This window comes from Candidatus Acidulodesulfobacterium sp. H_13, assembly GCF_048541835.1.
Lineage (GTDB): Bacteria > SZUA-79 > SZUA-79 > Acidulodesulfobacterales > Acidulodesulfobacteraceae > QIJE01.
Genome location: NZ_JBLEOY010000001.1, coordinates 783,988 through 808,730, shown reverse-complemented (window position 1 = coordinate 808,730; position 24,743 = coordinate 783,988). Strand labels below are relative to the sequence as shown.

The window sequence follows — 24,743 nt, the reverse complement described above, 5'->3', positions numbered from 1 at the left end:
ATTCAACTTTATCAAGCTTTGAAGCATCTTAACATTTTTATATCGGCAATTTTAGGTGTACATCATTTTCATGCATTTTTTTAGCAGCAGCAACCACCACCGCCGTTATCCTTCATTTCTGCGTGTCCTTTTTTTTCGGTATCGTAACCCGATTCTCTTATGGCTTTTTTAATATCGTCTGTTCCTAATGATGATTCTTCGTACATTACATCGACATATTCGCCCTGAAGGTTTACATTAACCGAGCTTACCCCCTTGAGTGAAGAGACTGCCTTTGTTACTGTTTTTACACAGTGTTCACAGGTCATTCCGTAAACGCTTATTTTTTCGCTTTTCATAAATTTACCTCCGGTATTATTGTCAATATACTATAATATATAATATATTGCGTTATTTTTAATAAAACTATACGTTTTTTAACTACAATTGCCTTAAATGTCATTTAAGTAGCCATTAATTTTAAGATGAACCCGCCTTGAACTATAAATAATAATTTAATTATTATTTATGCGAATATAGATTTGGGAGGATGGAAAATATTGCGGATGATATGGTTGAAATATAAGGGTTGGACAAATGAAATATAAGTAGAAAATTTGTAATTGGTTAGGATATTACTTTTATACGAAACAGGAACATTCCGGCATTCCAAACAAACAAAATAAGATAAGTTTTGACTAACCTGCGCTCGATGCATCAGTCTGTAAAAATGTACCGTATAAACCTTCTTGGTTCTGTTAATAAACCTGCCAGCCGTTCGCATATTTATCGCGGTTTGGACTGGGGTCATTATTAGGGGAGCATTTAATAAATAGCTTGCATCCGTTGCGGAAGTAAGGTAAAAAATCGCGATAAAGGCAATGGGAAGAAACAGAAAAATCTTATACTTATCGTTTGAAAAATACTTTCTCATATTTATTATTATGGAACATTGCGTCTATTATTGCAACTTTTTTTTAGAATCTTGTCGCCGTAAATAAGTTGTACAGACAAAGCCGATTGCAATTTAATCGATTTTATGATAAAAATTAATGGTTAATAATTTAACGATTATACAATGATAGATATGTCTGAGCATAAAACTGCAGTTTACCCCGGTTCCTTCGATCCTATTACGTACGGTCATTTGGACGTTTTGAGGCGAGGTCTCGGTATCTTTAACAAGGTTGTGGTAGCGGTAGCTTGCAACAAGAAAAAGCCTTATCTTTTTAATCAATCTGTGAGAAGCAAGCTTATAAGCCGGGTTTTAAAAGAAGATAAAGAGATTGACGATAGTAGAGTTGAAGTAATAGATCTGAACGGACTCCTTATAAAATACGTCGAAAGCATTAATGCAAGAGTAATTATAAGAGGGTTGAGGGCAGTTTCAGATTTTGAGTATGAAATTCAGCTTGCGACTACCAATAGGATGCTTAATTCCGATATAGAGACGATATTCATGATGACTGCCGAAAAATACTCGTTTTTGAGCTCCACGATAGTTAAGGAGATTTCCCGCCTCGGAGGAGACGTGTCCAGTATGGTTCCACAGGCGATAGCATTAGAATTAGCAAAAATATATTCCAAAGGAGAAAAGAATGAAACTCTCATGTAGGGCGTCCTCAATAAAACCCTCTACAACCCTCGCCATAACCGCCAAGGCTAAAAGACTTAAAGCCGAAGGAAAAGACGTTATAAGCTTCGGTGCCGGGGAACCCGATTTCGACACACCCGATTATATCAAAGATGCCGTTAAGGATGCCCTTGATAAGGGATATACGAAATATACTCCGGTTTCCGGAATAGACGAGCTAAAATCCGCTATAGCGGAAAAGTTTTTGTCGGAATACGGTATAAGATATGAAAACAGTGAAGTAATAGCTTCCTGCGGGGGGAAACATGCCCTTTATAACCTTTTTTCGGCGCTGTTGAACGAAGGCGATGAGGTAATAATCCCTTCGCCCTACTGGGTGTCTTATCCGGAAATGATAAAACTTGCCTACGGTGTTCCGGTAATAGCCGATACGTCTCAAAACGGATTCAAGTTTAACTTGCAGATATTTAAGGGCAGTTTGACAAGCAAGACCAAGGGATTGATTATAAATAGTCCTTCTAATCCAACGGGGGTTTTAATGGACGAAGAGGATGTAACGTCCGTTGCAAATTTTGCCAAAGAACATGGTTTATATATAATAACAGATGATATTTATGAAAAAATAATCTTCGACGATAAAAGATTTTTTAATGCGCTGATGGTCGATAAGTCTATGAAGGAAAATACTATTTCCGTCAATGCGGTTTCTAAAACGTACTCCATGACCGGATTTAGAATAGGTTATGCGGCGGGTCCCAAGGATTTAATATCGGCAATGAATAATATTCAGTCGCAGAGCACATCTAACCCCACGACTTTTGCTCAGTACGGCGCCTTAGCGGCATTGAAAGGGGGCTGTGATTTTACCGTTATGATGCGAAACGAGTTTCAGAAAAGAAGGGATTATATGATGGATTTTTTTGATAAAAATATAAAAAATATCGTACCTGTCAAACCCGACGGGGCGTTCTATATTTTTGCCGATATTTCTAAAGTTTTTGAGGAAAGCGGCAATGAAATAAATTCTTCTGCCGAATTTTGCGATTACCTTTTAGACAAATATCTTGTCGCTGCAGTGCCGGGTATTGAATTCGGCAACGATAATTTTATACGACTCTCTTTTGCAGTCGGGATAGAAACCATAAAGGACGGCTTAAATAGAATGAGGGAGGCAGTCAATGCAATATGCAAAATCGCATAAACATAAGCGTATTCTTAATTTCTTGATAAACGGAAAAGAAGGGTTTGATTTATTTAAATTTTTATTAAAACTGCCCTTAGTCCTTATATCTTTTTTAATATCATTGTTTTCTAAAATAAAAAGGGCGATGTATAGCCGTTCTTTTATTTTTAAATCTAAAGACCCCGGCATATTCGTCGTCAGTATAGGCAATATAAATTTGGGCGGAGCCGGGAAAACCCCTTTTTCCTATACTTTAGCTGAATATCTTTACGGCCGCAATTTAAAACCGTGTATTATAAGCCGCGGTTATAAAGGGCATTTAAAAAAAAAATCTATATTGCAGACTGGGAATACGAACTTCCGGATGCCGTACGAAAATTACCGGATGAGGCAGTTCTTTTAATAGAGAGATTCAGGTCTAAAAAATTGCGTATACCCGTGATAATTTCCAAAAATAGATTATCGGCTGCGAAGGTTTGTTCCGATAACGACGATATATATTATAATCTTGCCGAAGATACCCGTACGTCTTTCGATTCGCTATCTGACGACGATAACACAAAGATAGAAGCAAAAACCGATATCGAAGATATGAATATTTCCGGTAAATGTATGTATAAAGACGTTTACGGTGAGTATGAAAAACATAAAAAAGTTGCAATAATAGACGACGGGTTCAGCGCCTTAAATATAAAAAAGAATCTTAATATAGTTTTAATCGACAATACCGTAGATATTTTTAGACAGAACGTTATCCCCGCAGGCATTTTGAGAGAACCGTTAAGCGTTTTAAAACATGCCGACGTTATCGTCGTCAATAAGTGCGATGAAGGAATATTGAAAAAACCCTTTAGCATAGACAAAAAAATCAGAAAGTATAACGCATCATGCCCGCTGTTTTATTCCCGCTATAAGCCGACCGGCATTTTTAACGATTATAAAAATACCGGTGAAAATATAAACCTTAAGGGCTTGAAAAATAGAAAGATTATAACGGTTTGCGCAATCGGCAATCCGGATTATTTTTACGATAATTTAATGGGCTGCGGTGCCTTGATAGGCCATAAATTAGAGTTCGAGGATCACTGCGATTACTCTAAGAAAGACATGGAAAGCATAAAGGATTTATTCGATAACCATAAAGATTATCTTATAATTACGACCTTGAAAGATTATGTAAAACTAAAAAGATTCAATGAGAGGAAAAGCTATGAGTACATGTTCGACAAAATCTATTACTTGGACTTTGAACTGGCGATAGATAAATCATTTTTTGAGTTTATCTACAACAATTACAGGGGATATAGTGAAAAAAAATAAAATCATATTATATTTGGAATTTATTTTGGTCTATTGTTTTTATGTTTTTATAAACATTCTTCCGTTTGGATTATCTTTAAAGATAGGAAGGGTTTTGGGAATAATATTTTATAAGGTAGACAAGAAACACAGGAAAAGCACTCTCAACAACTTGCTTACAGCCTTTCCTGATAAAAATGAAGAAGAATTAAGAGATATTTCCATAGGGTTTTATAAAAATTTGGGTATGGTTTTTGTGGAAATTTTCAGACTGAACAAGTACAACGGTAATAATATAGATAAGTTTGTGGAATCAAACTTCGATTCTCTAAGGGGTATCTACAAGAAAAAGGGGATACTTCTTTTAACGGCCCATTTCGGAAATTGGGAGCTTCTGGCGAAAACTTTCGGTTTAAAGGGTTATCCCGGAAATGTTCTTGCAAGACCGTTGGATAATCCGTATATTGAAAAGATTTTATATAACCTGAGAAGAAATGCGGGGAGTAAAGTCATATATAATAGAGAAAATGCGGTCAGAAATATAATTTCCGCATTGAATAATAATGAAATAGTCGGATTTTTGCCGGATGAAAATGCATCTAAGCGAATAGGCGTTTTCGTCGATTTTTTCGGAGTTAAAGCCTGTACAATGCCGGGCATGGCAAATATTGCCGCCAAGATGAAAGTGCCGGTAGTCCCCGCTTTTTTGGTCAGGCTTAAGGATGGCAGTGGCAATTATACGAAGCATAAGTTAATAATAGAGCCTCCTCTTAATATAAATTATACCGGAAATAGGAAGTCTGATACTATTAACATACTAAAAATGTTTAACGGAAAAATAGAAGAGATGATAAAGAAATATCCGGAACAGTGGTTTTGGATACACAACAGGTGGAAAACCAGGTCGGATTCGGCGGACCTAATATCATGAAAAATGAAAAAAACAGGTGTATTTTTTTAGATAGGGACGGTGTTTTAATAAAAGACGTGAGCTATTTAAAAAATCCCGACGATATATTTATATTACCAGGCACTATAGATGCATTGAAATATTTTAAAATGAATGGATTTTTACTTATAATAGTTACTAATCAAGCCGGGATAGCGAAGGGTTTTTTTAGCATGGATGATTTGGCCGCTGTTAACGGCAGGTTGCTTGAAATATACGAAAGCGTCGGCATAGCCATAGATGATTTATATTTTTGCCCACATCATGAAAATGGAAGTGTAGAGCCGTATAATATTAAATGCGCCTGCAGAAAGCCGAATACCGAAATGATAATGAATGGGGTAAGGAAATTTGGAATAGACATTAGCAAGTCATTCATGGTAGGTGACAAAGACAGTGATATTGTTCTTGCAAAAAATTCCGGTTTAAGTTCATTTTACGTAAGAAATGCGATGTACGAACATGACGAGAGTATAATTCCGGATTTTTATGTTCGGGATTTAAAAGAAGTTTCACGAATTATCGCGAATTTAATTTGATTTTTTTAAAGAAATCTGGTAAAATTCAAAGTTTAAGATTAAGCTTTGTAATTCAATATTAAATTTTAAGGGGTAAGTTAATGGCAAATCATAAATCAGCGGAAAAAAGGGCAAGGCAGACAAAAAAAAGAACTATGCGTAACACGACAAGTCTTTCTAAGATGAAAACGAATATTAAAAAGTTTAAAGCGGCAGTTTCCGAAAACGACAAGGAGAAGGTATCTACTCTTTTTAAATTAAACGTATCTTATATAATGCAATTGGCTGCAAAAAGAATAATCCATAGGAATAATGCTGCAAGAAAAATTTCGGCGCTTTCAAGGCTCGGTAATACTATAAAAAACAGCTAATCTTAAAAATAAACTCCTCAAAAACCAAGTCTTGAGGTATGGATGCCGTTTTAAGTTTGAAATCGGCATCCTCCAAGAGTTTTGTAATTTTTTTAAGCTCTTGAATCGAAAAGGACGAAAGGTTTTTTATAAATCTTCTTTTTAAAAAAGGACGAATTGAGTTTACGTTCAAGACGGTTTCAAAATCCATGCCTGACCGTTCCTGTATCTTTGCCCTGTGAAGCTTTCTTATCTCGCTATATAACATGGAGATGATTTTTATCGGTTCTTCTCCGTCACTGTAAATTATATTAAATATAGAAAATGCCGCCCTTAAGTTCCTGTCTAGTATTTTGTCGATTAAGTCGAATATATTAAACCTTTTCGAAAGAGCAATTATGGGCTTTACTTCATCTAACGATATTTCCGTCGCACTATTGCCGCAGGCGTTAACTCCGGAGGTTATTTTGTCGAGCTCGGAATTGATATTCAGGGTGCTATTGCCCGTGTACCTTGTTATATAATGTATCGTCTCGTCTGAAAGCTTGATGCCTTTTTCTTTAGAAAGGTTTTTAATATAAGACGGTAATTCGTTATCGTATAAGAACCTGACCTTGTGAAGTTTAAAATAATTTTTATTTTTCAGTTCTTTAAAAAATTTCGAATTTTCATTAATCTTACGACCGTTGAAATAAAATATAACTACCGTAGTTTCAGACGGAGATTTGCAATAAACCTGTAGGCTTTTATTGTTAAGGAACGATTCGTCAAAATCTTCTATCTGTAAAACCCTTCTTTTCGCAAATACCGGGTAGCTGCTCGCAATATTTAAAAATTCTACCGGAATGGGAGATGTCAACTTATCGAAATTGAAATCGATCTCTTCTTTTTTTAATATTCCGGATTTGATTTTTTCGATTTCCTTTATAATCCTGAAAGTATCTTCTCCGTAAAAAAAATGGATTAGAATTTTGTTTTCCATATAATAAATTTTATAATAAAAAAAAGTTTTTTAAAAGTTTTAAAAGTTAATAGTTGACTTTAGGTTTATATTTTATTAACATAGTTTATTATGGTGTTGTTTTTAATGATTATGTTAATAGTTTCCGCTGTTTTTCTGATTATAGTTATACTTATGCAACAGGGTAAGGGTCAGGAAATGGGCGCCGTGTTTGGCGGGAGTTCTCAAACGGTATTTGGAGCATCCGGGGCGGGTAGTTTTTTGACTAAAGCCACGGTTATAATTGCTATAGTTTTTATGGGCTCGGCATTTTTAATATCTTATTTATCCGCAAGACGGCAAAGTCCTATCGCAATTAAGAGCTATATTAAGAAAACCGTAACGCCGTCGACCCTCTTGGTCAAACATGGTAGTTATAAACATAGCTCTAAAACTCTGGGTGGACAAGAAAAAACCGTCGGCAAAAAATAGAGTTGAGATTTGCATAGTTTTATATAATGCCGAAGTGGTGGAATTGGTAGACACGCCATCTTGAGGGGGTGGTGGATAATATCCGTGCCGGTTCAATTCCGGCCTTCGGCACCACACGAGATAAACGGAAAGTACCGGTTTACAATAAAATCTTTTTAGACATAAGGTGGGAGAACTCTCTCAAAAAGGCATTACTGTATAGTCCGCGGTTTTGCTCCATGTGGATTAGTGCATCTTGAGTATTTAGTTTAATCCTGTAGGGTCTATTTCTTGTTAAAGTATCGAATTCATTAACTATTTCTAAAATCTTTCCGTAAGCTGAAATATGTTCCTCTAATTTACCGAAAGGATAGCCTGAGCCGTCTGAGGATTCATGATGTTCTAAGACTCCGTTAATTATACGATTATTATCTACGTTGTTTTTTATTAAAATTTCTTTTGAATGCAAGGGATGTTTTTGAATCTCGTAAAGCTCGTTTTCGGTCACTTCTCTTTTTGACAAAAGTTCTCTTGAGATTTTTAATTTTCCGATATCATGGATAAGCCCCGCAAGTCCGATTTCGTAAAGCGAAATTTTATTGGAAAATCCAAGCCTATTAGCCAAAGCCATGGCATAAATGCTGACGTTTATTCCGTGTCCTATCTCATTGTAATCATAGCCCGAAAGATTTAAAAGATTCATAAAGGCAAATTCACTCATTAGTAAGTATTCTATTGTGGTTTCGATAGATTTCTTAATCTCCTCCCGATTATTCTTGAGATCTCCGGTCGTAATGACGTATTCCGCATAAACCTTGGAATATGTGTATATTTTTACCGTTTTTTCTTCAAAATCTAAGTCTTCTGAATTTATGATAGTTTTAACATGCTCAAGGACGTCGCTGTCGTATCGGTCCTTATCTTCCTCTTTGATATAAAGATATTTGATGCCGTTGTTTTTCAACCTCAACGTGTCGCTCTTGGAAAATATAAGGGCTTTAGACCTGTATAGAATATAATTATCGCCGGATTTCATATAAAGGGGATAAGCGGAATTTTTACCGAAGATGAGACTTTCTATTATTATTGGTACATACTTTATTTTTTCCATATTCGTATGCGGAAATTTTATATAATCTCCGAATGTAGTCCCTTTTTTAAACAACCTTCTTTGAAGATTTCCGCCTGTTTTTTATCGCCGACTATAGTACCGTAGTGCATAGGGATAGATATATCGGCCCCAATTTTTTCTGCCGCTTTCAACGCTTCGGCGGGAGTCATAACATACGTTCCGCTAACGGGAATAAATAATAAATCTATATTTTTTGAGGATAGACCATCCATTTCCGGTATATCGTCGGTATCGCCGGCATAATATATTTTGACTCCATTAAAAGTAATGATGAATCCGAGTTGTTTATCTTCCTTAGGGTGATAAACCTTTCCGGGTTCTTTGAATTTATTTAAGTTATAAGCCGGTACGCCTTCTATGTGTAAGCCGTTAAAGTCAACTGAATCGCCGGGAGAAATAATAATCATTTTATTGTCGAGCAGCGAATCTATCTCTTTGTATGTCATTTTGTTCATAAATAGGACGGTAGAATCTTTAATAATCTTATGAATATCGTCAAAGGAAAAGTGGTCAAAATGTTCGTGCGATATAAAAATATAATCCGCTTTGGGAATATTTTTACTTAATTTAAACGGGTCGAAATACATGCTGATCTCGCCGTTTCTCACTAAAAAACTATCATGGCAGAATTTTTCTATCGTAAGCCCCTTATAATTAAACATAAGAACCTCCTTAATACAAATTTGCTTGTTATAGTTAATTTTACCATAATTATCATAAATTTGCGATTAAACAACATAATAAAGAAATTATTTATTGTAATTGTTTATAGTTATATCATATAATAACATGAATTACCGTAATATCGGATTGTGAGGTTAAAAATCTCAAAAAATTAAAAATTTGGGTAAATATTATATTATAGGGAGGAAATTGTGGCGAATTTAAGAATAGCAATAAACGGATTCGGCAGAATTGGAAGAAACGTTTTTAGGGTACTTCAGGATATGATAAAGAAGGACGGAGATATCGAAGTAGTTGCCGTCAACGATATTACCAATCCTCAGGTGCTTGCGCATCTGCTTAAATACGATTCCGTACACGGCAAGGCCGGCTTTTACGTCGGTTACGACATCGACCATTTAATCGCTGACGACAGGGAGACATTGATTACGGCGATAAAAGACCCGTCGGAGCTTTTATGGAAACACCTCGGGGTAGACATCGTGATAGAATCTACCGGTCTTTTCAGGAAAAGAGACGATGCCGGAAAACACATCAGAGCGGGGGCCAAAAGGGTTTTGATTTCCGCTCCGGCTCATGACCCGGACGTAACGATTGTTCTCGGGGTTAACGATAAAATTTACGATAAAGATAAACATTTTATCGTTTCCATGGCATCATGCACCACAAATTGCCTTGCGCCGGTTGCAAAGGTAATCCATGAAAACTTTACGATAGAAAAAGGAAATATGACGACGGTTCATTCTTATACCAATGACCAGAGGATATTAGATTTGCCGCACAAAGATTTAAGAAGGGCAAGGGCGGCTTCTCTATCTATTATTCCGACTACTACCGGTGCCGCCGTAGCTCTTTGCGACGTATTACCGGAACTAAAGGGCAAACTTGACGGAATGTCTTTAAGGGTACCTACGCCCGATGTTTCTATTAATGATTTAGTTTGTAAGGTTTCCAAAAAAACCTCGATGCTTGAGGTAAATTCAAAGCTGGAAGAGGCTTCAGAAACATATTTAAGAGGCATACTTGGATTCAGCAAGGAACCTTTGGTCTCTATGGATTATCGCGGCGATCCCTATTCTTCCATTATAGATTCGCTAAGCACGAAGGTCATAGGGGATGACCTCGTTAAAATTTTGGCATGGTACGATAATGAATGGGGATATTCGACGAGACTTGCCGAATTAGCCATCAAGATGATGCGGTAAATAATGGAAAATATCGTTTACATAGACGAAATAGATATAAAGGACAAAACCCTGCTTATAAGGGCGGATTTTAACGTTCCCCTTGATCAGAACGGTAATATTACCGATGATACTCGAATCAGGGCGGTTCTTCCTACTATTAATTACTGTTTGGATGAAAATACAAAGATTGTATTGATGTCGCACATGGGGAGGCCGAAGGGTAAAAAGGTGCCTGCACTTTCCTTATTGGTCGTTGCGAAGAGATTAAGCAGACTTTTGGATAAAGAAGTAAAATTTGTTAACGACTGCATAGGGGAATTACCCGAAAATATCGTTAAATATGCTAATTACGGGGATATTATACTGTTAGAGAATTTGAGATTTTACCCCGAAGAAACTACCAATAATGAAGAATTCGGCAAAAAATTAGCCTCGTTGTGCGATATTTATGTCAACGATGCATTTGCTACGGCTCATAGGTCTCATGCCTCCAACGTTGCGGTTACGAGGTTCGTAAAAACGTGTGCCGCCGGTTTTCTCATAAGAAAAGAATTGAATTATTTTACGAGAGCGATAGATAACCCTATGAGACCGTTTGTTGCAATAGTGGGCGGCGCAAAAGTCTCCGGAAAAATAGAGGTATTGTCGAATTTGGCCGACAGGGTAGATAAGCTGATTATAGGCGGCGCAATGTCGAATACATTTTTGAAGGCATTGGGACATGACGTTGGAAGTTCTTTAGTAGAAGACGATATGATAGAGTATGCAAAAAAGACCCTTGAAAAAATAAACGAAAAGAGAATAAAACTTTATCTCCCGGTAGATGCCGTCGTAGCGGATAAATTTGCTCCGGATGCGGAGACAAAAGTAACGACTATCCAAGAAGTGCCCAAGGGATGGTTGGTGTTAGATATCGGTCCCGCTACCGTTACCCTTTTTACGGAAGCATTGCAAAACGCCAAGACGATTGTTTGGAACGGACCTATGGGAGTTTTTGAATTTGATGCTTTCAGCAGGGGGACATCCGCATTGGTTTCCAGTGTTGCAAACGCATATGCGCTGACTATCGTTGGAGGGGGAGATACGGATGTTGCCATACATAGAGCGGGAGAATTTGCAAAAATGTCGTATGTTTCTACCGGCGGCGGAGCGTTTCTCGAGTTGTTGGAAGGCAAGACGCTGCCGGGCATAGAGGCGCTGGTAGATTGTTCCAAGAAAAATAATTTAAAAAAATAGGTGTAAAACCCTCCATACAAGTTAATTTCAGTCGTCAATGAAGAAAAAATTAATAATATTGATATCTGTTTTTATCCCCGTTCTGTTTTTTGACCAACTTTTGAAATATTTTGTAAATACGCAAATATCATTATTTCAAGAGATAACGGTAATAAAACATTATTTTAACATTGTTCATGTCGATAATGCCGGAGTTGCTTTCGGATTTATGAGTAATTATTCATCGCTTCTCATAGTGATATTAACGGCTTTAATAATTTTAGCAATAGTATATTTTTTATTTAAGACGAAGATTAGCTCTAATTTACTCGTCTTCTCGTCTTCCTTGATAATTTCAGGGGCGTTTTCTAATCTTTTAAGTAGGATTTTTCAGGGATACGTGGTTGATTTTCTTGATTTTCACATATACGGATATCATTGGCCGAGTTTCAATTTAGCCGATAGCTCGGTTGTTGTCGGGACTATACTGTTTTTTATATCTATAGTAAAATATATTTAATATATAATATGTAACGATATGGAAGTAAAAACGGATAAAAATTACGATTTTGATGAAATAGAGAGTAAATGGCAAGCCTTTTGGGAGAGGAATAAGACTTTCCGTGCAGGGAGCGCCATTTCAAAAAACAAACCTAAATTTTATTGCATAGAGATGTTTCCGTATCCTTCCGGAAATATACATATGGGGCATGTCAGAAACTATGCAATAGGGGATGCGGTTGCGCGTTTTAAAAGATTAAAGGGCTATTCCGTTCTTCACCCTATCGGATTCGATAGTTTCGGGCTTCCTGCCGAAAATGCCGCCATAAAGAATAAGACCGATCCCGCCGAATGGACTGAGAATAATATATATTCTATGACAACGCAATTAAAGAGGCTCGGTTTTTCCTACGATTGGGATAGGTCGGTCGTAACGTCGGATTCCTCATACTATAAATGGGAACAGCTGTTTTTTTTGCAAATGTTGAAAAAAGGTTTGGTTTATAAAAAAATTTCTAATGTCAATTGGTGCGAGTCATGTCATACAACCCTTGCAAATGAACAGGTTGAAGGCGGAAAATGCTGGAGATGCGGCAATGATGCAACAATAAAGAACATGGAACAATGGTTTTTTAAAATAACCGCTTATGCGGAAGAACTGTTGGAAGATATAGACGGATTAAAGGGTTGGCCGGATAAAGTCAAAACGATGCAGAGGAACTGGATAGGAAGAAGTTCAGGTTTAAGCATATTTTTTAAAATAGCCGAAGATTCCCCGGAAGAAGGAGTCGAACAAAACGATAACGTAATCGAAATCTTTACGACAAGGGCGGATACGATTTTCGGCGCAACCTTTATTGCAATTTCCCCGTCACATCTGCTTGCGAAAAAATTGATTAAAAGTCCGGAAGGTCAAGTAGAGTTAGAAAAAATGATTCATAATTCATTAATTTCAAAAGATATAGCCGAAAAAAAAGGGTTTTTTACCGGCTCTTACGTAATTAATTCGTTTACCGGAAAAAAGATTCCCGTATATGTGGCAAATTTTGTTTTGACGGATTATGGAACCGGTGCAATAATGTCGGTTCCGGCACATGATGGGCGGGATTACGAATTTGCCAAAAAATACGATATCGAGATAATAAAGGTGATTAAACCGGAAAAAGGGCAGGGCGATAATCTTCCTTACACGTCATACGGTGAGCTTATTAATTCCGGAGATTTTAACGGGTTTTCTTCGGGAGAAGCAATAGAAAAGATTTGCGCTTTTGCCGAAGACACTGGAATAGGTAAGAGAGTAATTAATTACAGGCTTAAGGATTGGGGGGTGTCAAGGCAGAGATACTGGGGGTGTCCTATACCGGTAGTTTATTGTGAAAAGTGCGGAACGGTTCCGTTGAACGAAAGCGATTTACCCTTGGTCCTTCCACGCAATGTTATTTTTGACGATGTAGGCATTTCTTCGTTAGAAAAGACAGAATCGTTTATTAATGCCGAATGCCCCGAATGCGGCGGTTGGGCAAGACGGGAAACCGATACTATGGACACCTTTGTGGAATCTTCATGGTATTTTTTAAGATATACCCTTGCGGATAGGACGGAACGGGTTCCGTTTAAACGTGAAGATATTGAGAAATGGCTTCCGGTAGACCGGTATATAGGCGGAGTGGAGCATGCCGTTATGCATCTTCTGTATTCAAGGTTTTTTGTTAAAGCGCTAAGAGATTTAAATTATTTTAAAATGAACGAACCGTTTGAAAATCTTTTAACGCAGGGAATGGTCGTAAAAAACGGCGCTAAGATGTCTAAATCCAAGGGCAACGTTATCGACCCCGACGAGCTTATTAAAAAATTCGGAGCCGATACGGTCAGGCTATTCGTTCTTTTTGCTGCTCCACCCGAAAAGGATCTGGAGTGGAACGATTCGTCAGTAGAAGGGGCATACAGATTTATTAATAAATTTTATAGAACCGTTACCTCATGCGCGGATAGCTTTTGTGATACCGAAAAGGATTTCAAAATAACGGCAGAAGACGAAATAAACCAAAACGTCAAAAAGATTATTTACAAGCTTGGACGGATTATAGAAAAAGCCGAAAAAGAGATGGAAGGGCGTTATCACTTTAATACCATAATAAGTTCGTCGATGGAACTGCTTAACGACTTTAATGATTTTACTGCAGAGAGCATTCGAGATAAAATAGTTTTAAACAAGGCTGATAAATATTTATTAAAATATTTAATTAATTCGATTATTTTAATACTTTACCCGTTTATCCCTCATGTTTGCTCCGAGGCGTTTGAAATCATAAACCGCGAAAATATGAACTTAGAAAAAACCCTGTGGCCGGAGGTCAAAGACACGGGTTATAGCCCGGAAGAATGCAATATTGCCGTGCAGGTAAACGGAAAAATGAGAGACCTCATAACCTCAAGTATAAATTTGGACGATGAGGACCTGCTTAAAATTGCCCTGAATAGCAGTAAGGTCAGAAAATATGTTACCGACGAAAGCATGATTAAAAAAACGATATACGTAAAAAATAAATTACTTAATATAGTAATATGAATATATAACCGATGAGTTACACATAATTAAAAATATATTGATATGAAGAATAAATTTTTGCTGGTATTTTTTATTGTCGCCATTTCCGGTTTAACGTCGGCATGCGGTTTCAGAATGTTAAACGGCAATAGAAATTCTGTCGTCGTTTCGGGAAAACATGGAAGGTTCTACGATATCTCTCAAATATATATAAAACCCTTCAAAAATTTAACATACAAAAGCGGTATAGGGGTTTATTTTTCGAATAATATTGCCTATTTTTTGAATACTGGAACGGTTATGTTTACTGCAAACAAGAGTAATGCCTTGTATTATCTGACCGGAAATATTACTTCTATTCGAAATAGTGTTATATCTTATACCGGTGTGGCTGCGGCGGTGAACTATATGATTACGGTAACCGTAACTGCAAACATGTATAAAACGGACGGGAAGATAATATTTAATAATATTCGATTTTCTTCAAGTACGACCTATTATGATTATATCAATCCCCTTATTGCACATGAGCAGGAAAAAAAGGCCATTATTGCCGTTTCTAAAAGGATTGCAAGAAAAATAGTGATATATATCGAATCTAAGAGGTTAATATCGTAGTAATTTTATAATTACTCAAAGTTATAGCCGTTGATTTTTTTTATTCTTTTGTATAGAACGAGTGTTATTTTTGCAAGCGTATAACCCAAAATTCCTCCGGCTACGACGTCCAACGGATAATGTTCGCCATTGTAAACGCGGGAGAATGCAACTATAAAAGCAAGCGCGTAAAATAGCTTACGGTGTTTCGGAAATATATATGAAAGCGCAACCGATAAAGAAAAGGCCGTAGTGGCATGTCCGGACGGGAACGAATGTTCCGTCAGATGTCTGCCGAGTAAATTAACGTGAACCGTTCCGGCTTCTATGAGGCTATGCAATGCGACTATAGGTCTGGGTCTGCTGACAAGTCTTTTTATCGTTATGTCGAATATGCCGGGTACGATTTGCGTTAAAAATAGCAAAAAAAAGGATTCTTTAAACTTTGAACGATTATAAATATATATGAAAACGAGAATTATCCAGTAAGCAACCCAGCCGTTGCCTAAAAAAGTAACCGCTTTCATATTGTCGTTCAGCAGAGAAAAGTGAAAATTGTTGTTTATCAATAAAAAAAACTTTGTATCTAAGTAAAGAATATAAGAGAGCATAATGAATAATTTTGATTTTAACGTGTATGTAGGATATAATTTTAACTGAATTCATATTTTAATGCAACACGAGTCGGCGAGCCGATTAATTATAGTGGGGTATTTACATTATGCAGGCGGTTATAATGGCGGGCGGTTTTGGGACAAGGCTTAAACCTCTGACTAATAATGCCCCTAAACCAATGATACACGTGGCGAATAAGCCCATGATGGAACATGTCGTTAATTTATTAAAAACGTACGGCATAGATGATTTAATAGTTTTACTGTATGTGCAGCCGGAACTCATTAAAAATTATTTTAAAGACGGAACCGGATTCGGGGTAAAAATAGAGTACGTGCTTGCCGAAGAAGACTACGGAACCGCCGGCGCGGTTAAAAATGTAGAAAATATTATTAAAGACGATAATTTCCTTGTAATCAGTGCCGATATCATTACGGATATAAACCTGAAAAAATCCATAGAATTTCATATCAGCCGGAAAAGTGATGTTACGATCGTTCTTACGAGGGTAGAAAACCCGTTGCCCTTCGGAATCGTAATCACCGACGAAGAGGGCAGAATAACTAAATTTTTAGAAAAGCCTACATGGTCGGAAGTGTTTAGCGATACCGTAAATACCGGAATTTATTTATTAAATAAAGACGTATTAAAAATGATACCCGAAAAAAGCGAATTTGATTTTTCAAAGGATCTTTTTCCCATACTTTTAAAAGAAGGGAATAATATTTACGGGCATATATCCTCGGGTTATTGGAGGGACGTAGGCACGCTCTCCGAATATAGACAAAGCCATTTGGATATAATATCCGGAAAGATAGATTTGAATATTGATGGAGAAGTGATTGCCGGAAAAAACATAAAAATCGGCGCAAAAGGTATTATAGATATAAGCTGTGACATTGAAAATTCAATATTCGGAAGGAACGTGCATATTCTTCGAAATTGTAAAATAAAAAATTGCGTTATAGGCGATAATTGCGTGGTCGGTGAGAGTACTATTTTAAGCGGTTCCGTAGTAGGCAAAAATTCTAAAATAGGTTCGAGTTGTGAGGTTCAAGAGTCCATATTGGGTTATAAATTAGACATAGGAAACAACGTTTTTGTCGGTTCCGGCGCCGTAATATCGGATGTATGCACTATCGGAAATGGTGCTATAATAAATCCCAACGTCAAAATATGGCCGTTTAAAGACGTGGAAGATGGGGCGATATTATCGGAAAGTCTTATCTGGTCTGATAGATGGAGCGCCAAAATATTTAGACAATACGGCATCACGGGTCTTGCCAATTTAGAAATAACGCCGGAATTTGCATCTAAATTGGGCGCCGCATTCGGTGCGACTATCGGCAAGAATAAAACTATCTCCGTTTCAAGAGACAGCCATAAGACATCAAGGCTGTTTTCAAGGGCTATGATGTCCGGAGCCCTTTCCGTCGGGGTTAATATCAATGATTTTAGCGATACTCCAATATCTATCGTGAGGTATCAGGCAAAGCAGTTTAAGAGTTACGGCGGAATACACGTGAGAAAACATCCATTCGATAAAAAACTGTTAAATATAAAGCTTTTCGATTCCAACGGTTTAGATTTATCTTCTTTGGGAGAGCAAAAGGTCGAAAGACTGTTTTTCAGAGAAGATTACTTAAGGGTTGGTTCCGAGGATACGGGTGAAATATTTTATCCTACACACGGAGCGGAATATTATATGAACGGGTTTTTAAATGCAATAGACGTTGATAAAATTATAAAAAGAAAATTTAAAATTGTGATAGATTATTCCTATGGAAGTTCAAGTAAAATTTTTCCTGCCATAGTGGGAAAACTTGGAATAGATTCCGTCCATTTGAATGCCAACTTAGACCAGACTAAAATTACGAAAACGGAAAGAGAATTTAAAAAATCGCTTAAAGATTTATCGGGCATCGTAAAATCTATTAATGCAGATTTAGGTATTCTTATTGATAATGGCGGGGAAAAGATTTTTATTTGTGACGAGAGCGGGGACAATATAGATGGCAATACGGCATTGACCTTAATGTCCCTTTTGGTTATGAAGACGGAAAAAACGAATAAGGTTATCGTGGTCCCCATTAATTCTTCCCTTAACATATCTAAATCGGCAGGTGATTATAACTTCGAAGTCGTTACCGCTAAAAATTCCTCCAACTATCTTATGGAAAAATCCGCGGATTCTAATGTCTATTTTGCCGGAGACAACGAAGGGGGTTATATATACTCTAAATTTATGCCTGCATTCGACGGAATGTATTCGACGATAAAACTTCTTGAGATGCTTGCAAAACTTAATACTACCGTGAAAACGGAATTGAGATTCATAGAACCGACCTATTTTGAATATAAAATAGTACCCTGTCCGACGGAATTGAAGGGATTTATAATGAGAAAATTTGTAGAGAAATACAGCGACGATAATGTTTTACTGATTGACGGGATAAAGCTTATAATGCCCGGCGGATGGGTTCTGGCATATCCTACGTCGGAAGGCGCCCATTTTGAAATATTTTCTGAAAGCAGAAAAAAAGAAGATGCAATATCAATGTCGGATAAATTTATCGGCGATATAGAGAGGTGGAAGAATGAAAGAAACTTCAGCGTTTTATCCTAACCCTGGAAACCCCGAAATAGAATTCGGCACGTCCGGTTATAGAGGTAGGATTGCGGATGATTTTACTTATAATTCGGTTAAGTTGGTTTCTCAGGGTATATGCGATTTTTTGGCGGAAAAATATGGAAGCGCTTTTCCCTCTAAAACGATAATAGTAGGCTATGATACCAGATTTTTATCGAAAGAATTTGCCGAACAAAGCGCCGGGGTTTTTTGCGCTAACGGATTTTCCGTTCTTTTTGCAAAAAGTTTTACCCCTGCTCCGGTTATATCCGTAAAAATATTAAAGGAAAAGGCTCTCGGAGGGATCAACATAACCGCAAGCCATAATCCGTATAATTATAACGGCATAAAGTTTTCTCCTGACTGGGGAGGACCGGCTCTTCCGGAAGACACCAAAATTATAACCAGAAAATCCAACGAACTCCTATCAAGTCCGAGATATAAATTTATGGATTTTCAAGACGCTAAAAACAAAGGGCTGTTAAAAGAAGAAGACTTTATAATTCATTACGTAGACATAATAAAAAATAGGTTGGATTTAAATCTTATAGCCGACAACAGCCGGATTTTATTTCCTTTTATTACGTCTCTGCATGGAACTTCAAGGGAAATTATAGGAAAATTACTATCAGAACTTGGTTTTGAATTCGAAGAGACAGACAAAGAAAGGGATGCCTTTTTTGCGCCGGGTATGGCGCCGGATCCCTCCGCCGAAAATCTAAAAATAATGGGAGGCCTGATAAAAAGTTATAATAAAAATAAGAGCCGAAACGGTTCCGAAAAATTAGCGGTGGGTCTTGCGATGGACGGTGATGCCGACAGATACGGAATATTAGATGAAGACGGGGAATTCGTAGAGCCGAATATAATTTTTCCGCTCCTTTATAATTATTATATAGAGGGTAAAGGGATAAAAGGGGATGTTGCAAGGAGCGTAGCTACGACGGCTTTAGTGGATAGGGTTGCTCGATATTACGGCTTTAAAGCGATAGAAACTCCCGTCGGATTTAAATATTTGGGAAAACTTATATCGGATAACAAGGTCGTAATGGCAGGTGAAGAATCTTCCGGATTAACGGTAACGGGGCATACCCCGGATAAGGACGGAATTTATACGTGCCTTTTAGTCCTTGAAATGTTATCTTATTATAAGAAACCTCTAAGATCGCTTATTAAAAATCTTCTCGAAAAGTTCGGTCCGATCTATACCAAAAGAATAAACGTTCCAGTCGATAAAGAAAAGTTTAAGATAGAGATTGACGAAAAGATGGAAAAATTTCCCGATGTTTTTGGAGGCAAAAAGATTACGGGCAAAAATATGACGGACGGATATAAGATATTTCTTGACGATGGTTCATGGCTTTTAGCAAGACTTTCCGGCACCGAGGATTTAATGAGGATATATGGGGAATCCGATACGGAGGAAAATTTAAGCGCCTTAATAAATGAATTCAGAAAATATTTAATATAATTTCTAAATAAATAAAATAATTATGAAATTTTATACTATTACCGCCGGACCGTTTGAAGTAAACACGTATCTTATATTTGACGATAAGAATAGCAGCAAAGAGGGTTTCTTAATAGATCCCGGGGGTCAGGAAAAAAGAATAGATAAGATAATAAAAGACGACAATATAGATTTGAAATTTATATTGAATACCCACTGTCACATAGACCATGTCGCAATGGATAATTATTTTAAGAAAAAATACGGCATTAAGATTATCGCCAACAAAGAAGAGGAACTTATATTAAAAAACTTGAAAGAACAGGCGGAATACTTGGGTTTTAATTATACAGGCGATGTCGTGATAGACGAATATCTAAAAGAAAATATAGGTATAAGCTTGGGGGAAATTAATATACTGCCTATTTTTACGCCCGGACACTCGCCCGGGAGTATGTCTTTTTTAGTGGACGAAAAATATCTTTTTAGCGGGGATACCCTTTTTAAAAATACTATCGGAAGAACAGATTTCTTAGGCGGCTCATCGGATAAAATTATCGATTCCATTAAAAGCAAACTGCTGATACTCGGCGACGACGTATCGGTCTTGCCGGGTCACGGTGAAGCCACCGTTATAGAAAATGAAAGAAAATATAATGCATATTTAATTTAGTTTTAATATTCGGCATATATGGCACTAAAAGATAAAAATATTCTCTTATGTGTAACCGGTTCCATTGCATGTTATAAGAGCATAGATTTATACAGGAGGCTTGCAAGGGAAGGGGCTAACGTTAAGATAATAGTCAGTGCATCGGCGGCTAAATTTATTTCGCCTTATATTTTTAAGTCCTTCGGGGAAGATGTTTTTGCCGATGATGCCTTTAAGAGTCCGCTTGCGCATATTTTTTTATCTAAATATGCCGATTTGATATTGATAGCGCCCGCCACGTATAATACGATTAATAAACTTGCCTGCGGCATTGCGGATACGCTGATAACCTTGGCCATTTCGGCTTCGCGGGATAAACCTAAGGTTATGGTTCCGGCAATGAACCCCGATATGTTTGCCGGTAAGATATTAAAAGACAACATCGACAAGCTTATGGGGCATAATTTTCGGTTCGTTTCGCCGGAAACGGGAAATACGGCATGCGGGGATTTCGGAGAAGGCAAATTTCCGGATATTAACGATATCGTATTTGAACTTGAATCGGTGTTTAAAGAAAAGACCCTTAAAAACAGGCGGGTCTTAATAACTGCAGGTGCAACGAGGGAATATCTTGACCCTGTAAGGTTTATCTCTAACGCATCGAGCGGTAAAATGGGGATAAGTCTTGCAAACGAAGCCGTTAATCTCGGTGCAGACGTGTCGCTTATTGCCTTAAATATCGACACCTCCTGTAAATATATAAATAAAAAAGTAAAGATTACGGACTGCATCGGTTTTAACGACCTTAAAGAGACTTTGATGGATGAATTTAAACAATGCGATATACTTTTTATGGCGGCTGCCGTTTCGGATTACAGCTTTAAAGAAGAGAGCCCGACCAAGATTAAAAAAACCGGCAAAGGCCTTAATATAGAGCTTATTCAAAACGAGGATTTATTAAAAGCGATATCTCGAATAAAAGAGAAAAAACAGATAGTTTTTGGCTTTGCCGCGGAAACCGACGATATTATCGATAATGGAAGAAAGAAGCTTGTCGAAAAATCATTAGATTATATTTTTATAAACGACGTGTCGCAAGATATCATAGGGAGAGATGAAAACGAGGGTTTTTTAATAGAAAAAACCGGTAAAGTAAAAAGATTTGAAAGAGAGCCCAAGGCTGCTCTCGCACAAAAACTTCTTGCTGAAATAAATTAATATTATATAAGTTCATCGGCTATTCGACCCGTAATCGCCGTTATTTGAATCATAAATTCCACAAAAATAACCTTGTTTTAAATTACGACACGATATGTGGCAGAATTTTATTGATTGACACCGCGATTGTTATGGAGTAATCTAAAAAAAATATTGAAATATTTCTAACGAACCTAATCTAACGGTCTATGGTTAAAAATGATCTTTCAATATAACAAATGTATATTTGATATTAGGTTTGAGCAAATGGTCATATTTTATGCCCTGCCGTCCTTCATCTTCCGCAATAACATCGGATTTCAATTAGGAAAAACAGTATGTGTTTTTAAAAATCACGATTGTTCGATATGTGTTTACTCTTTAACGTTTAGAACGCCTATTGATAAAAATAATAATTTTTTAGAGAGTAGAAATAGAGCGTCCCATCCGTATGCCATAAATTCCGATGCTAAAAAAAAGTTAGATAGTCTTAGTCTTGATATCGTAACAACAGGAGACCGTATAGGCTATTTTCCTTATTTGCTTCTTACCCTTATAAATGCGGGTCGCTCCGGCATATTGGGAGAAAGAATAAACTTTGAAATCGACGATATCGTATCTCAGGACAGGTCGATATTGAATAAAGAAAACGATGCCGTAGAAAACATAATGCCTCTCACATGGAATTTAGACGGAGTCGATAGTATTAAATTCTAAGTCATCGTCGATTTAAAGAATGTTGGAGATGAAATTGGGCCGGCTTATCGGAACCGCCGCGGTAAATTGAAAACCGTCATTGTTATGGCAAAAGGAAGCCCTGTAAGTTGATAAACTTACGAAGAAAGGCATTCCAAACCCTATTTTCTAATATGGGTATAATGTCTGCATGTATTTCGATTACGGCAGGCTCGTAAAAAACAGCGGCGTCCTGCAATTAAATTTTAAAAACTATGAAAACTAATCTCTGATAGATGCGGAAGCGCAAATTATCTTCCCGATTCTGATTTTAACGCTGTTGCCGAACGGAAATATAAATTTATGTTATAATGATTTATCTAATTTATCGATGTTAAGGATATTCTTATGGTTGAAATAGATTTATCTCTGAAAAATACCGCAATATATAGAGGGGTAAAAATTGAAAGCTTTGGCGGAAGAAAATCGTTTGAGGTTAATCAGGAAAATTTAGACATTATAGGAAACAACATCTATAATTATATGCAGGGGCTTAAAGCCGAATTTAAAGCAGAAGGGCGGGATATGACAGAATTTAATAAAGTCATAACGTTAACCGGCGCTACCGCCATACCGGTTTACCTTGTCGCATTCCATATCGTAGTGCATAGTTTTCACGAAATAAGGTATAAGAACGAAATGTACGACATTATTGCGGCAAAACATTAATCGATTATAGTCACTTCTTCCACAACCGGCGTAGAATTCTTATCCGGCATCAGATAGCTTTTGATATCGGTGATATTATTACCCTTAACTGAAAGAATAACGTACGAGTAATAAGGCCAGGAGGCGTTTATATCAAAGCTGGAAGGTATTGCCGGATGGTTGGGGTGAGAATGATAAAACCCTAAAATTTCAAGATCTTCTTTTCTGGAAATTTTGTCCATTTCAAGCATATCTTTGGGTTCAATCTCAAAACTGTCCCACGTTATCTTTCCGAAGCGGTTTTCGGCGGGGTAAACTTTTACGATAATTTTATCGTTCCCTTCTATTTTTCCCAAAAGTCCGCCGCATGCCTCGTATGGGAAAATTTCGGCAGCATGTTTTTTAATTATTTCAAGTTCGTTTTTTTGAATTATTATAGCCATAAAATTGGAATATGTAATTAATTATAACTCGGCAAATACCCTCGTCGAAAGATATCTTGAACCCGTGTCGGGCAATATCGTTGCGTAGTTGCCTCTATATTTATTTGCAAGCATAGATATACCGTATACGTTGGCTCCAGATGAAAATCCGCATAAAAGCCCTTCCTCTTTGATAATTTTTTTAAGCATCGAATAACTGCCTTCAGTATCTACTTTTATAAAATCATCTATAATTTTATAATGGTCAAAACCCTCAAAATTAAACGAGTAATTATATTTCCAGCCCTCTATACCGTGCATTGCATTGTCCGGAACAACGGCTATAATCTTAATTTTATCGTTATATTCTTTAAGTCTTTTTCCCACGCCCAATATCGTTCCGCCCGTGCCGATGCCGGTTACAAAATAGTCAATATTTCCGCCAGTTTGATTAATAAGCTCTATTGCCGTGGTTTCGTAATGTGCCAGCGGATTAAGCGGGTTATTGTACTGGTCAGGCATATAATATAAATCCTCCCCGCCCTTTTTATATTCTTCCATTGACCTTTTTATTGCTCCATCATGGCTTTCTTCCGCCGGCGTAAGAATTAATTCGGTTCCAAAAAGCCGTATTATTTTCTTTCTTTCTTCGCTCATGTTGGCGGGGGCGTAAATTTTAACCTTAATTCCCAAAAATGCGCCTATCATGGCATATGAAATTCCGGTATTTCCGGAAGAAGAATCAATTATAGTCATGCCGTCTTTCTTTAAAAGACCCTTTTCGACGGCATTTTTTATCATATACAATGCAGGTCTATCCTTAACCGATCCGCCAGGGTTAAGTCCCTCTAATTTTGCATATAATTTTGAACCGGTGTCGAGATTAATTACTTTGTTTAACAGAACCGCGCCGGTATTACCGATGTTAGATAGCGGGCTGAATAAACGAGGCAAATAGCTGTTATCTTTTTCCATCTTTTTCTACGATAATTTCATAATCGGTATCATTAATTTTGCCGGTAGACAAGACTCTGTGTCCCTGTTCTTCCATCGAACGCGGAACGTTTCGGATGGCGGGTTCGTAATCGACGATAACCCTAAGAATTTCACCTTTTTTCATTTTTTCTAGTGCAAGTTTTGATTTTACGAACGTAAAGGGGCAAATTTCACCCTTTATGTTTAATTCGGTATTGCTGTTGTAGTTAGGCATTTAATCTATACTCCGGTTTTCATATATTATTATTCATG

The 24,743-nt window shown here is 37.0% G+C and carries 27 protein-coding genes and 1 tRNA gene; 20 read left to right on the top strand and 8 right to left on the bottom strand.

Annotated features, from left to right (window positions below; all coding sequences use genetic code 11):
- Nucleotides 1-80: 80 nt before the first annotated feature.
- Nucleotides 81-338 carry a heavy-metal-associated domain-containing protein gene (locus tag ACMCNP_RS03985; RefSeq protein WP_419314111.1) on the bottom strand — a complete coding sequence of 86 codons (258 nt, stop codon included), beginning with the start codon at nt 336-338 and terminating at the stop codon, nt 81-83.
- 728 nt (nt 339-1,066) lie between these two features.
- Here ACMCNP_RS03985 and coaD point away from each other — a divergent pair.
- The 7 genes from coaD (at nt 1,067) to rpsT (ending at nt 5,893) form a co-directional block, all read left to right on the top strand.
- Nucleotides 1,067-1,594: a pantetheine-phosphate adenylyltransferase gene (gene coaD / locus ACMCNP_RS03980; RefSeq protein WP_419314390.1), complete on the top strand. Its 528-nt coding sequence runs from the start codon at nt 1,067-1,069 to the stop codon at nt 1,592-1,594.
- Nucleotides 1,578-2,774 carry a pyridoxal phosphate-dependent aminotransferase gene (locus tag ACMCNP_RS03975; protein WP_419314108.1) on the top strand — a complete coding sequence of 399 codons (1,197 nt, stop codon included), beginning with the start codon at nt 1,578-1,580 and terminating at the stop codon, nt 2,772-2,774. The genes coaD and ACMCNP_RS03975 overlap by 17 nt, the downstream gene beginning before the upstream one ends.
- Nucleotides 2,752-3,159 carry a tetraacyldisaccharide 4'-kinase gene (locus ACMCNP_RS03970; protein WP_419314106.1) on the top strand — a complete coding sequence of 136 codons (408 nt, stop codon included), beginning with the start codon at nt 2,752-2,754 and terminating at the stop codon, nt 3,157-3,159. The genes ACMCNP_RS03975 and ACMCNP_RS03970 overlap by 23 nt, the downstream gene beginning before the upstream one ends.
- A gap of 23 nt (nt 3,160-3,182) precedes the next feature.
- Nucleotides 3,183-4,076 (top strand): tetraacyldisaccharide 4'-kinase, encoded by an 894-nt coding sequence (locus tag ACMCNP_RS03965; RefSeq protein ID WP_419314103.1) that lies wholly within the window; start codon nt 3,183-3,185, stop codon nt 4,074-4,076.
- Nucleotides 4,063-4,986: a lysophospholipid acyltransferase family protein gene (locus ACMCNP_RS03960; protein WP_419314101.1), complete on the top strand. Its 924-nt coding sequence runs from the start codon at nt 4,063-4,065 to the stop codon at nt 4,984-4,986. Before ACMCNP_RS03965 ends, ACMCNP_RS03960 begins: the two co-directional genes overlap by 14 nt.
- Nucleotides 4,983-5,543, top strand: coding sequence for a D-glycero-alpha-D-manno-heptose-1,7-bisphosphate 7-phosphatase (locus ACMCNP_RS03955; protein ID WP_419314098.1), 561 nt, complete (start codon nt 4,983-4,985; stop codon nt 5,541-5,543). Before ACMCNP_RS03960 ends, ACMCNP_RS03955 begins: the two co-directional genes overlap by 4 nt.
- Nucleotides 5,544-5,623: 80 nt before the next feature.
- Nucleotides 5,624-5,893: a 30S ribosomal protein S20 gene (gene rpsT, locus ACMCNP_RS03950; protein WP_419314095.1), complete on the top strand. Its 270-nt coding sequence runs from the start codon at nt 5,624-5,626 to the stop codon at nt 5,891-5,893.
- On the opposite strand, the gene holA is transcribed toward rpsT, so the two are convergent.
- Nucleotides 5,877-6,854, bottom strand: a complete 978-nt coding sequence (holA, locus tag ACMCNP_RS03945; protein WP_419314093.1) for a DNA polymerase III subunit delta — start codon at nt 6,852-6,854, stop codon at nt 5,877-5,879. The two genes, rpsT and holA, sit on opposite strands and share 17 nt — an antisense overlap.
- 105 nt (nt 6,855-6,959) lie before the next feature.
- Here holA and secG point away from each other — a divergent pair, with 105 nt between their 5' ends.
- A complete protein-coding gene (secG, locus tag ACMCNP_RS03940) occupies nt 6,960-7,304 on the top strand; it encodes a preprotein translocase subunit SecG (RefSeq protein WP_419314091.1) in 345 nt (114 codons plus the stop codon).
- Between the two features lie 28 nt (nt 7,305-7,332).
- Nucleotides 7,333-7,418 (top strand) — tRNA-Leu (locus tag ACMCNP_RS03935).
- A gap of 25 nt (nt 7,419-7,443) precedes the next feature.
- Here ACMCNP_RS03935 and ACMCNP_RS03930 read toward each other — a convergent pair.
- Both ACMCNP_RS03930 and ACMCNP_RS03925 read right to left on the bottom strand, forming a co-directional pair.
- Nucleotides 7,444-8,394 carry an HD-GYP domain-containing protein gene (locus ACMCNP_RS03930; RefSeq protein WP_419314088.1) on the bottom strand — a complete coding sequence of 317 codons (951 nt, stop codon included), beginning with the start codon at nt 8,392-8,394 and terminating at the stop codon, nt 7,444-7,446.
- A 17-nt stretch (nt 8,395-8,411) separates the two neighbouring features.
- Nucleotides 8,412-9,077 (bottom strand): MBL fold metallo-hydrolase, encoded by a 666-nt coding sequence (locus tag ACMCNP_RS03925; protein ID WP_419314085.1) that lies wholly within the window; start codon nt 9,075-9,077, stop codon nt 8,412-8,414.
- Nucleotides 9,078-9,290: 213 nt separating this feature from the next.
- Between ACMCNP_RS03925 and gap the strand changes: the two genes are divergently transcribed.
- Genes gap through lptE form a run of 5 tightly spaced genes read left to right on the top strand, consistent with a single transcriptional unit; the run spans nt 9,291 to nt 15,168 of the window.
- Nucleotides 9,291-10,304 carry a type I glyceraldehyde-3-phosphate dehydrogenase gene (gene gap, locus ACMCNP_RS03920; RefSeq protein WP_419314083.1) on the top strand — a complete coding sequence of 338 codons (1,014 nt, stop codon included), beginning with the start codon at nt 9,291-9,293 and terminating at the stop codon, nt 10,302-10,304.
- 3 nt (nt 10,305-10,307) lie between these two features.
- Nucleotides 10,308-11,522, top strand: a complete 1,215-nt coding sequence (locus tag ACMCNP_RS03915) for a phosphoglycerate kinase (RefSeq protein WP_419314080.1) — start codon at nt 10,308-10,310, stop codon at nt 11,520-11,522.
- Nucleotides 11,523-11,559: 37 nt separating this feature from the next.
- The gene (gene lspA, locus ACMCNP_RS03910) at nt 11,560-12,021 is read left to right on the top strand and encodes a signal peptidase II (protein ID WP_419314077.1); all 462 of its coding nucleotides are present in this window, start codon (nt 11,560-11,562) and stop codon (nt 12,019-12,021) included.
- 18 nt (nt 12,022-12,039) lie between these two features.
- Nucleotides 12,040-14,571 carry a leucine--tRNA ligase gene (leuS, locus tag ACMCNP_RS03905; RefSeq protein WP_419314075.1) on the top strand — a complete coding sequence of 844 codons (2,532 nt, stop codon included), beginning with the start codon at nt 12,040-12,042 and terminating at the stop codon, nt 14,569-14,571.
- 42 nt (nt 14,572-14,613) lie between these two features.
- Nucleotides 14,614-15,168: an LPS assembly lipoprotein LptE gene (lptE, locus tag ACMCNP_RS03900; protein WP_419314072.1), complete on the top strand. Its 555-nt coding sequence runs from the start codon at nt 14,614-14,616 to the stop codon at nt 15,166-15,168.
- An 11-nt stretch (nt 15,169-15,179) separates the two neighbouring features.
- Here lptE and ACMCNP_RS03895 read toward each other — a convergent pair whose 3' ends face one another.
- The gene (locus ACMCNP_RS03895; RefSeq protein WP_419314069.1) at nt 15,180-15,674 is read right to left on the bottom strand and encodes a phosphatase PAP2 family protein; all 495 of its coding nucleotides are present in this window, start codon (nt 15,672-15,674) and stop codon (nt 15,180-15,182) included.
- A gap of 194 nt (nt 15,675-15,868) precedes the next feature.
- Between ACMCNP_RS03895 and ACMCNP_RS03890 the strand changes: the two genes are divergently transcribed.
- The 6 genes from ACMCNP_RS03890 to ACMCNP_RS03865 all read left to right on the top strand — a co-directional run bounded on the left by ACMCNP_RS03890 (nt 15,869) and on the right by ACMCNP_RS03865 (nt 23,094).
- Nucleotides 15,869-18,388, top strand: coding sequence for a sugar phosphate nucleotidyltransferase (locus tag ACMCNP_RS03890; RefSeq protein ID WP_419314065.1), 2,520 nt, complete (start codon nt 15,869-15,871; stop codon nt 18,386-18,388).
- Nucleotides 18,360-19,862, top strand: coding sequence for a phosphohexomutase domain-containing protein (locus ACMCNP_RS03885; RefSeq protein WP_419314062.1), 1,503 nt, complete (start codon nt 18,360-18,362; stop codon nt 19,860-19,862). The genes ACMCNP_RS03890 and ACMCNP_RS03885 overlap by 29 nt, the downstream gene beginning before the upstream one ends.
- Nucleotides 19,863-19,884: 22 nt before the next feature.
- Nucleotides 19,885-20,514: an MBL fold metallo-hydrolase gene (locus tag ACMCNP_RS03880; protein ID WP_419314059.1), complete on the top strand. Its 630-nt coding sequence runs from the start codon at nt 19,885-19,887 to the stop codon at nt 20,512-20,514.
- Nucleotides 20,515-20,532: 18 nt separating this feature from the next.
- Nucleotides 20,533-21,711 carry a bifunctional phosphopantothenoylcysteine decarboxylase/phosphopantothenate--cysteine ligase CoaBC gene (gene coaBC, locus ACMCNP_RS03875; RefSeq protein WP_419314056.1) on the top strand — a complete coding sequence of 393 codons (1,179 nt, stop codon included), beginning with the start codon at nt 20,533-20,535 and terminating at the stop codon, nt 21,709-21,711.
- A gap of 246 nt (nt 21,712-21,957) precedes the next feature.
- Nucleotides 21,958-22,407, top strand: coding sequence for a hypothetical protein (locus ACMCNP_RS03870; protein ID WP_419314053.1), 450 nt, complete (start codon nt 21,958-21,960; stop codon nt 22,405-22,407).
- 366 nt (nt 22,408-22,773) lie between these two features.
- Nucleotides 22,774-23,094, top strand: coding sequence for a hypothetical protein (locus ACMCNP_RS03865; RefSeq protein ID WP_419314050.1), 321 nt, complete (start codon nt 22,774-22,776; stop codon nt 23,092-23,094).
- Here ACMCNP_RS03865 and ACMCNP_RS03860 read toward each other — a convergent pair.
- From ACMCNP_RS03860 to ACMCNP_RS03850, 3 genes are read right to left on the bottom strand one after another with little or no spacing between them, the layout of a single operon-like run.
- Entirely contained in the window at nt 23,091-23,516 is a 426-nt protein-coding gene (locus ACMCNP_RS03860) for a M67 family metallopeptidase (protein ID WP_419314047.1), read from the bottom strand. The two genes, ACMCNP_RS03865 and ACMCNP_RS03860, sit on opposite strands and share 4 nt — an antisense overlap.
- A 21-nt stretch (nt 23,517-23,537) precedes the next feature.
- Complete coding sequence (locus tag ACMCNP_RS03855) at nt 23,538-24,470, bottom strand: PLP-dependent cysteine synthase family protein (RefSeq protein WP_419314045.1); 933 nt, start codon at nt 24,468-24,470, stop codon at nt 23,538-23,540.
- Complete coding sequence (locus ACMCNP_RS03850) at nt 24,457-24,705, bottom strand: sulfurtransferase TusA family protein (RefSeq protein WP_419314042.1); 249 nt, start codon at nt 24,703-24,705, stop codon at nt 24,457-24,459. The genes ACMCNP_RS03855 and ACMCNP_RS03850 overlap by 14 nt, the downstream gene beginning before the upstream one ends.
- Nucleotides 24,706-24,743 lie beyond the last annotated feature (38 nt).

Bases quoted from the DNA above. Each gene is read 5' to 3' on its own strand.
- ACMCNP_RS03970 (WP_419314106.1), top strand. From the start codon at position 2,752: ATGCAATATGCAAAATCGCATAAACATAAGCGTATTCTTAATTTCTTG.
- coaBC (WP_419314056.1), top strand. From the start codon at position 20,533: ATGGCACTAAAAGATAAAAATATTCTCTTATGTGTAACCGGTTCCATT.
- holA (WP_419314093.1), bottom strand. From the start codon at position 6,854: ATGGAAAACAAAATTCTAATCCATTTTTTTTACGGAGAAGATACTTTC.
- ACMCNP_RS03860 (WP_419314047.1), bottom strand. From the start codon at position 23,516: ATGGCTATAATAATTCAAAAAAACGAACTTGAAATAATTAAAAAACAT.
- ACMCNP_RS03925 (WP_419314085.1), bottom strand. From the start codon at position 9,077: ATGTTTAATTATAAGGGGCTTACGATAGAAAAATTCTGCCATGATAGT.
- ACMCNP_RS03985 (WP_419314111.1), bottom strand. From the start codon at position 338: ATGAAAAGCGAAAAAATAAGCGTTTACGGAATGACCTGTGAACACTGT.
- lspA (WP_419314077.1), top strand. From the start codon at position 11,560: ATGAAGAAAAAATTAATAATATTGATATCTGTTTTTATCCCCGTTCTG.
- ACMCNP_RS03850 (WP_419314042.1), bottom strand. From the start codon at position 24,705: ATGCCTAACTACAACAGCAATACCGAATTAAACATAAAGGGTGAAATT.
- secG (WP_419314091.1), top strand. From the start codon at position 6,960: ATGATTATGTTAATAGTTTCCGCTGTTTTTCTGATTATAGTTATACTT.
- ACMCNP_RS03885 (WP_419314062.1), top strand. From the start codon at position 18,360: ATGAAAGAAACTTCAGCGTTTTATCCTAACCCTGGAAACCCCGAAATA.
- ACMCNP_RS03975 (WP_419314108.1), top strand. From the start codon at position 1,578: ATGAAACTCTCATGTAGGGCGTCCTCAATAAAACCCTCTACAACCCTC.
- ACMCNP_RS03955 (WP_419314098.1), top strand. From the start codon at position 4,983: ATGAAAAATGAAAAAAACAGGTGTATTTTTTTAGATAGGGACGGTGTT.
- leuS (WP_419314075.1), top strand. From the start codon at position 12,040: ATGGAAGTAAAAACGGATAAAAATTACGATTTTGATGAAATAGAGAGT.
- rpsT (WP_419314095.1), top strand. From the start codon at position 5,624: ATGGCAAATCATAAATCAGCGGAAAAAAGGGCAAGGCAGACAAAAAAA.
- ACMCNP_RS03930 (WP_419314088.1), bottom strand. From the start codon at position 8,394: ATGGAAAAAATAAAGTATGTACCAATAATAATAGAAAGTCTCATCTTC.
- ACMCNP_RS03865 (WP_419314050.1), top strand. From the start codon at position 22,774: ATGGTTGAAATAGATTTATCTCTGAAAAATACCGCAATATATAGAGGG.
- ACMCNP_RS03855 (WP_419314045.1), bottom strand. From the start codon at position 24,470: ATGGAAAAAGATAACAGCTATTTGCCTCGTTTATTCAGCCCGCTATCT.
- lptE (WP_419314072.1), top strand. From the start codon at position 14,614: ATGAAGAATAAATTTTTGCTGGTATTTTTTATTGTCGCCATTTCCGGT.
- ACMCNP_RS03880 (WP_419314059.1), top strand. From the start codon at position 19,885: ATGAAATTTTATACTATTACCGCCGGACCGTTTGAAGTAAACACGTAT.
- ACMCNP_RS03915 (WP_419314080.1), top strand. From the start codon at position 10,308: ATGGAAAATATCGTTTACATAGACGAAATAGATATAAAGGACAAAACC.
- ACMCNP_RS03890 (WP_419314065.1), top strand. From the start codon at position 15,869: ATGCAGGCGGTTATAATGGCGGGCGGTTTTGGGACAAGGCTTAAACCT.
- coaD (WP_419314390.1), top strand. From the start codon at position 1,067: ATGTCTGAGCATAAAACTGCAGTTTACCCCGGTTCCTTCGATCCTATT.
- ACMCNP_RS03895 (WP_419314069.1), bottom strand. From the start codon at position 15,674: ATGAAAGCGGTTACTTTTTTAGGCAACGGCTGGGTTGCTTACTGGATA.
- ACMCNP_RS03870 (WP_419314053.1), top strand. From the start codon at position 21,958: ATGGTCATATTTTATGCCCTGCCGTCCTTCATCTTCCGCAATAACATC.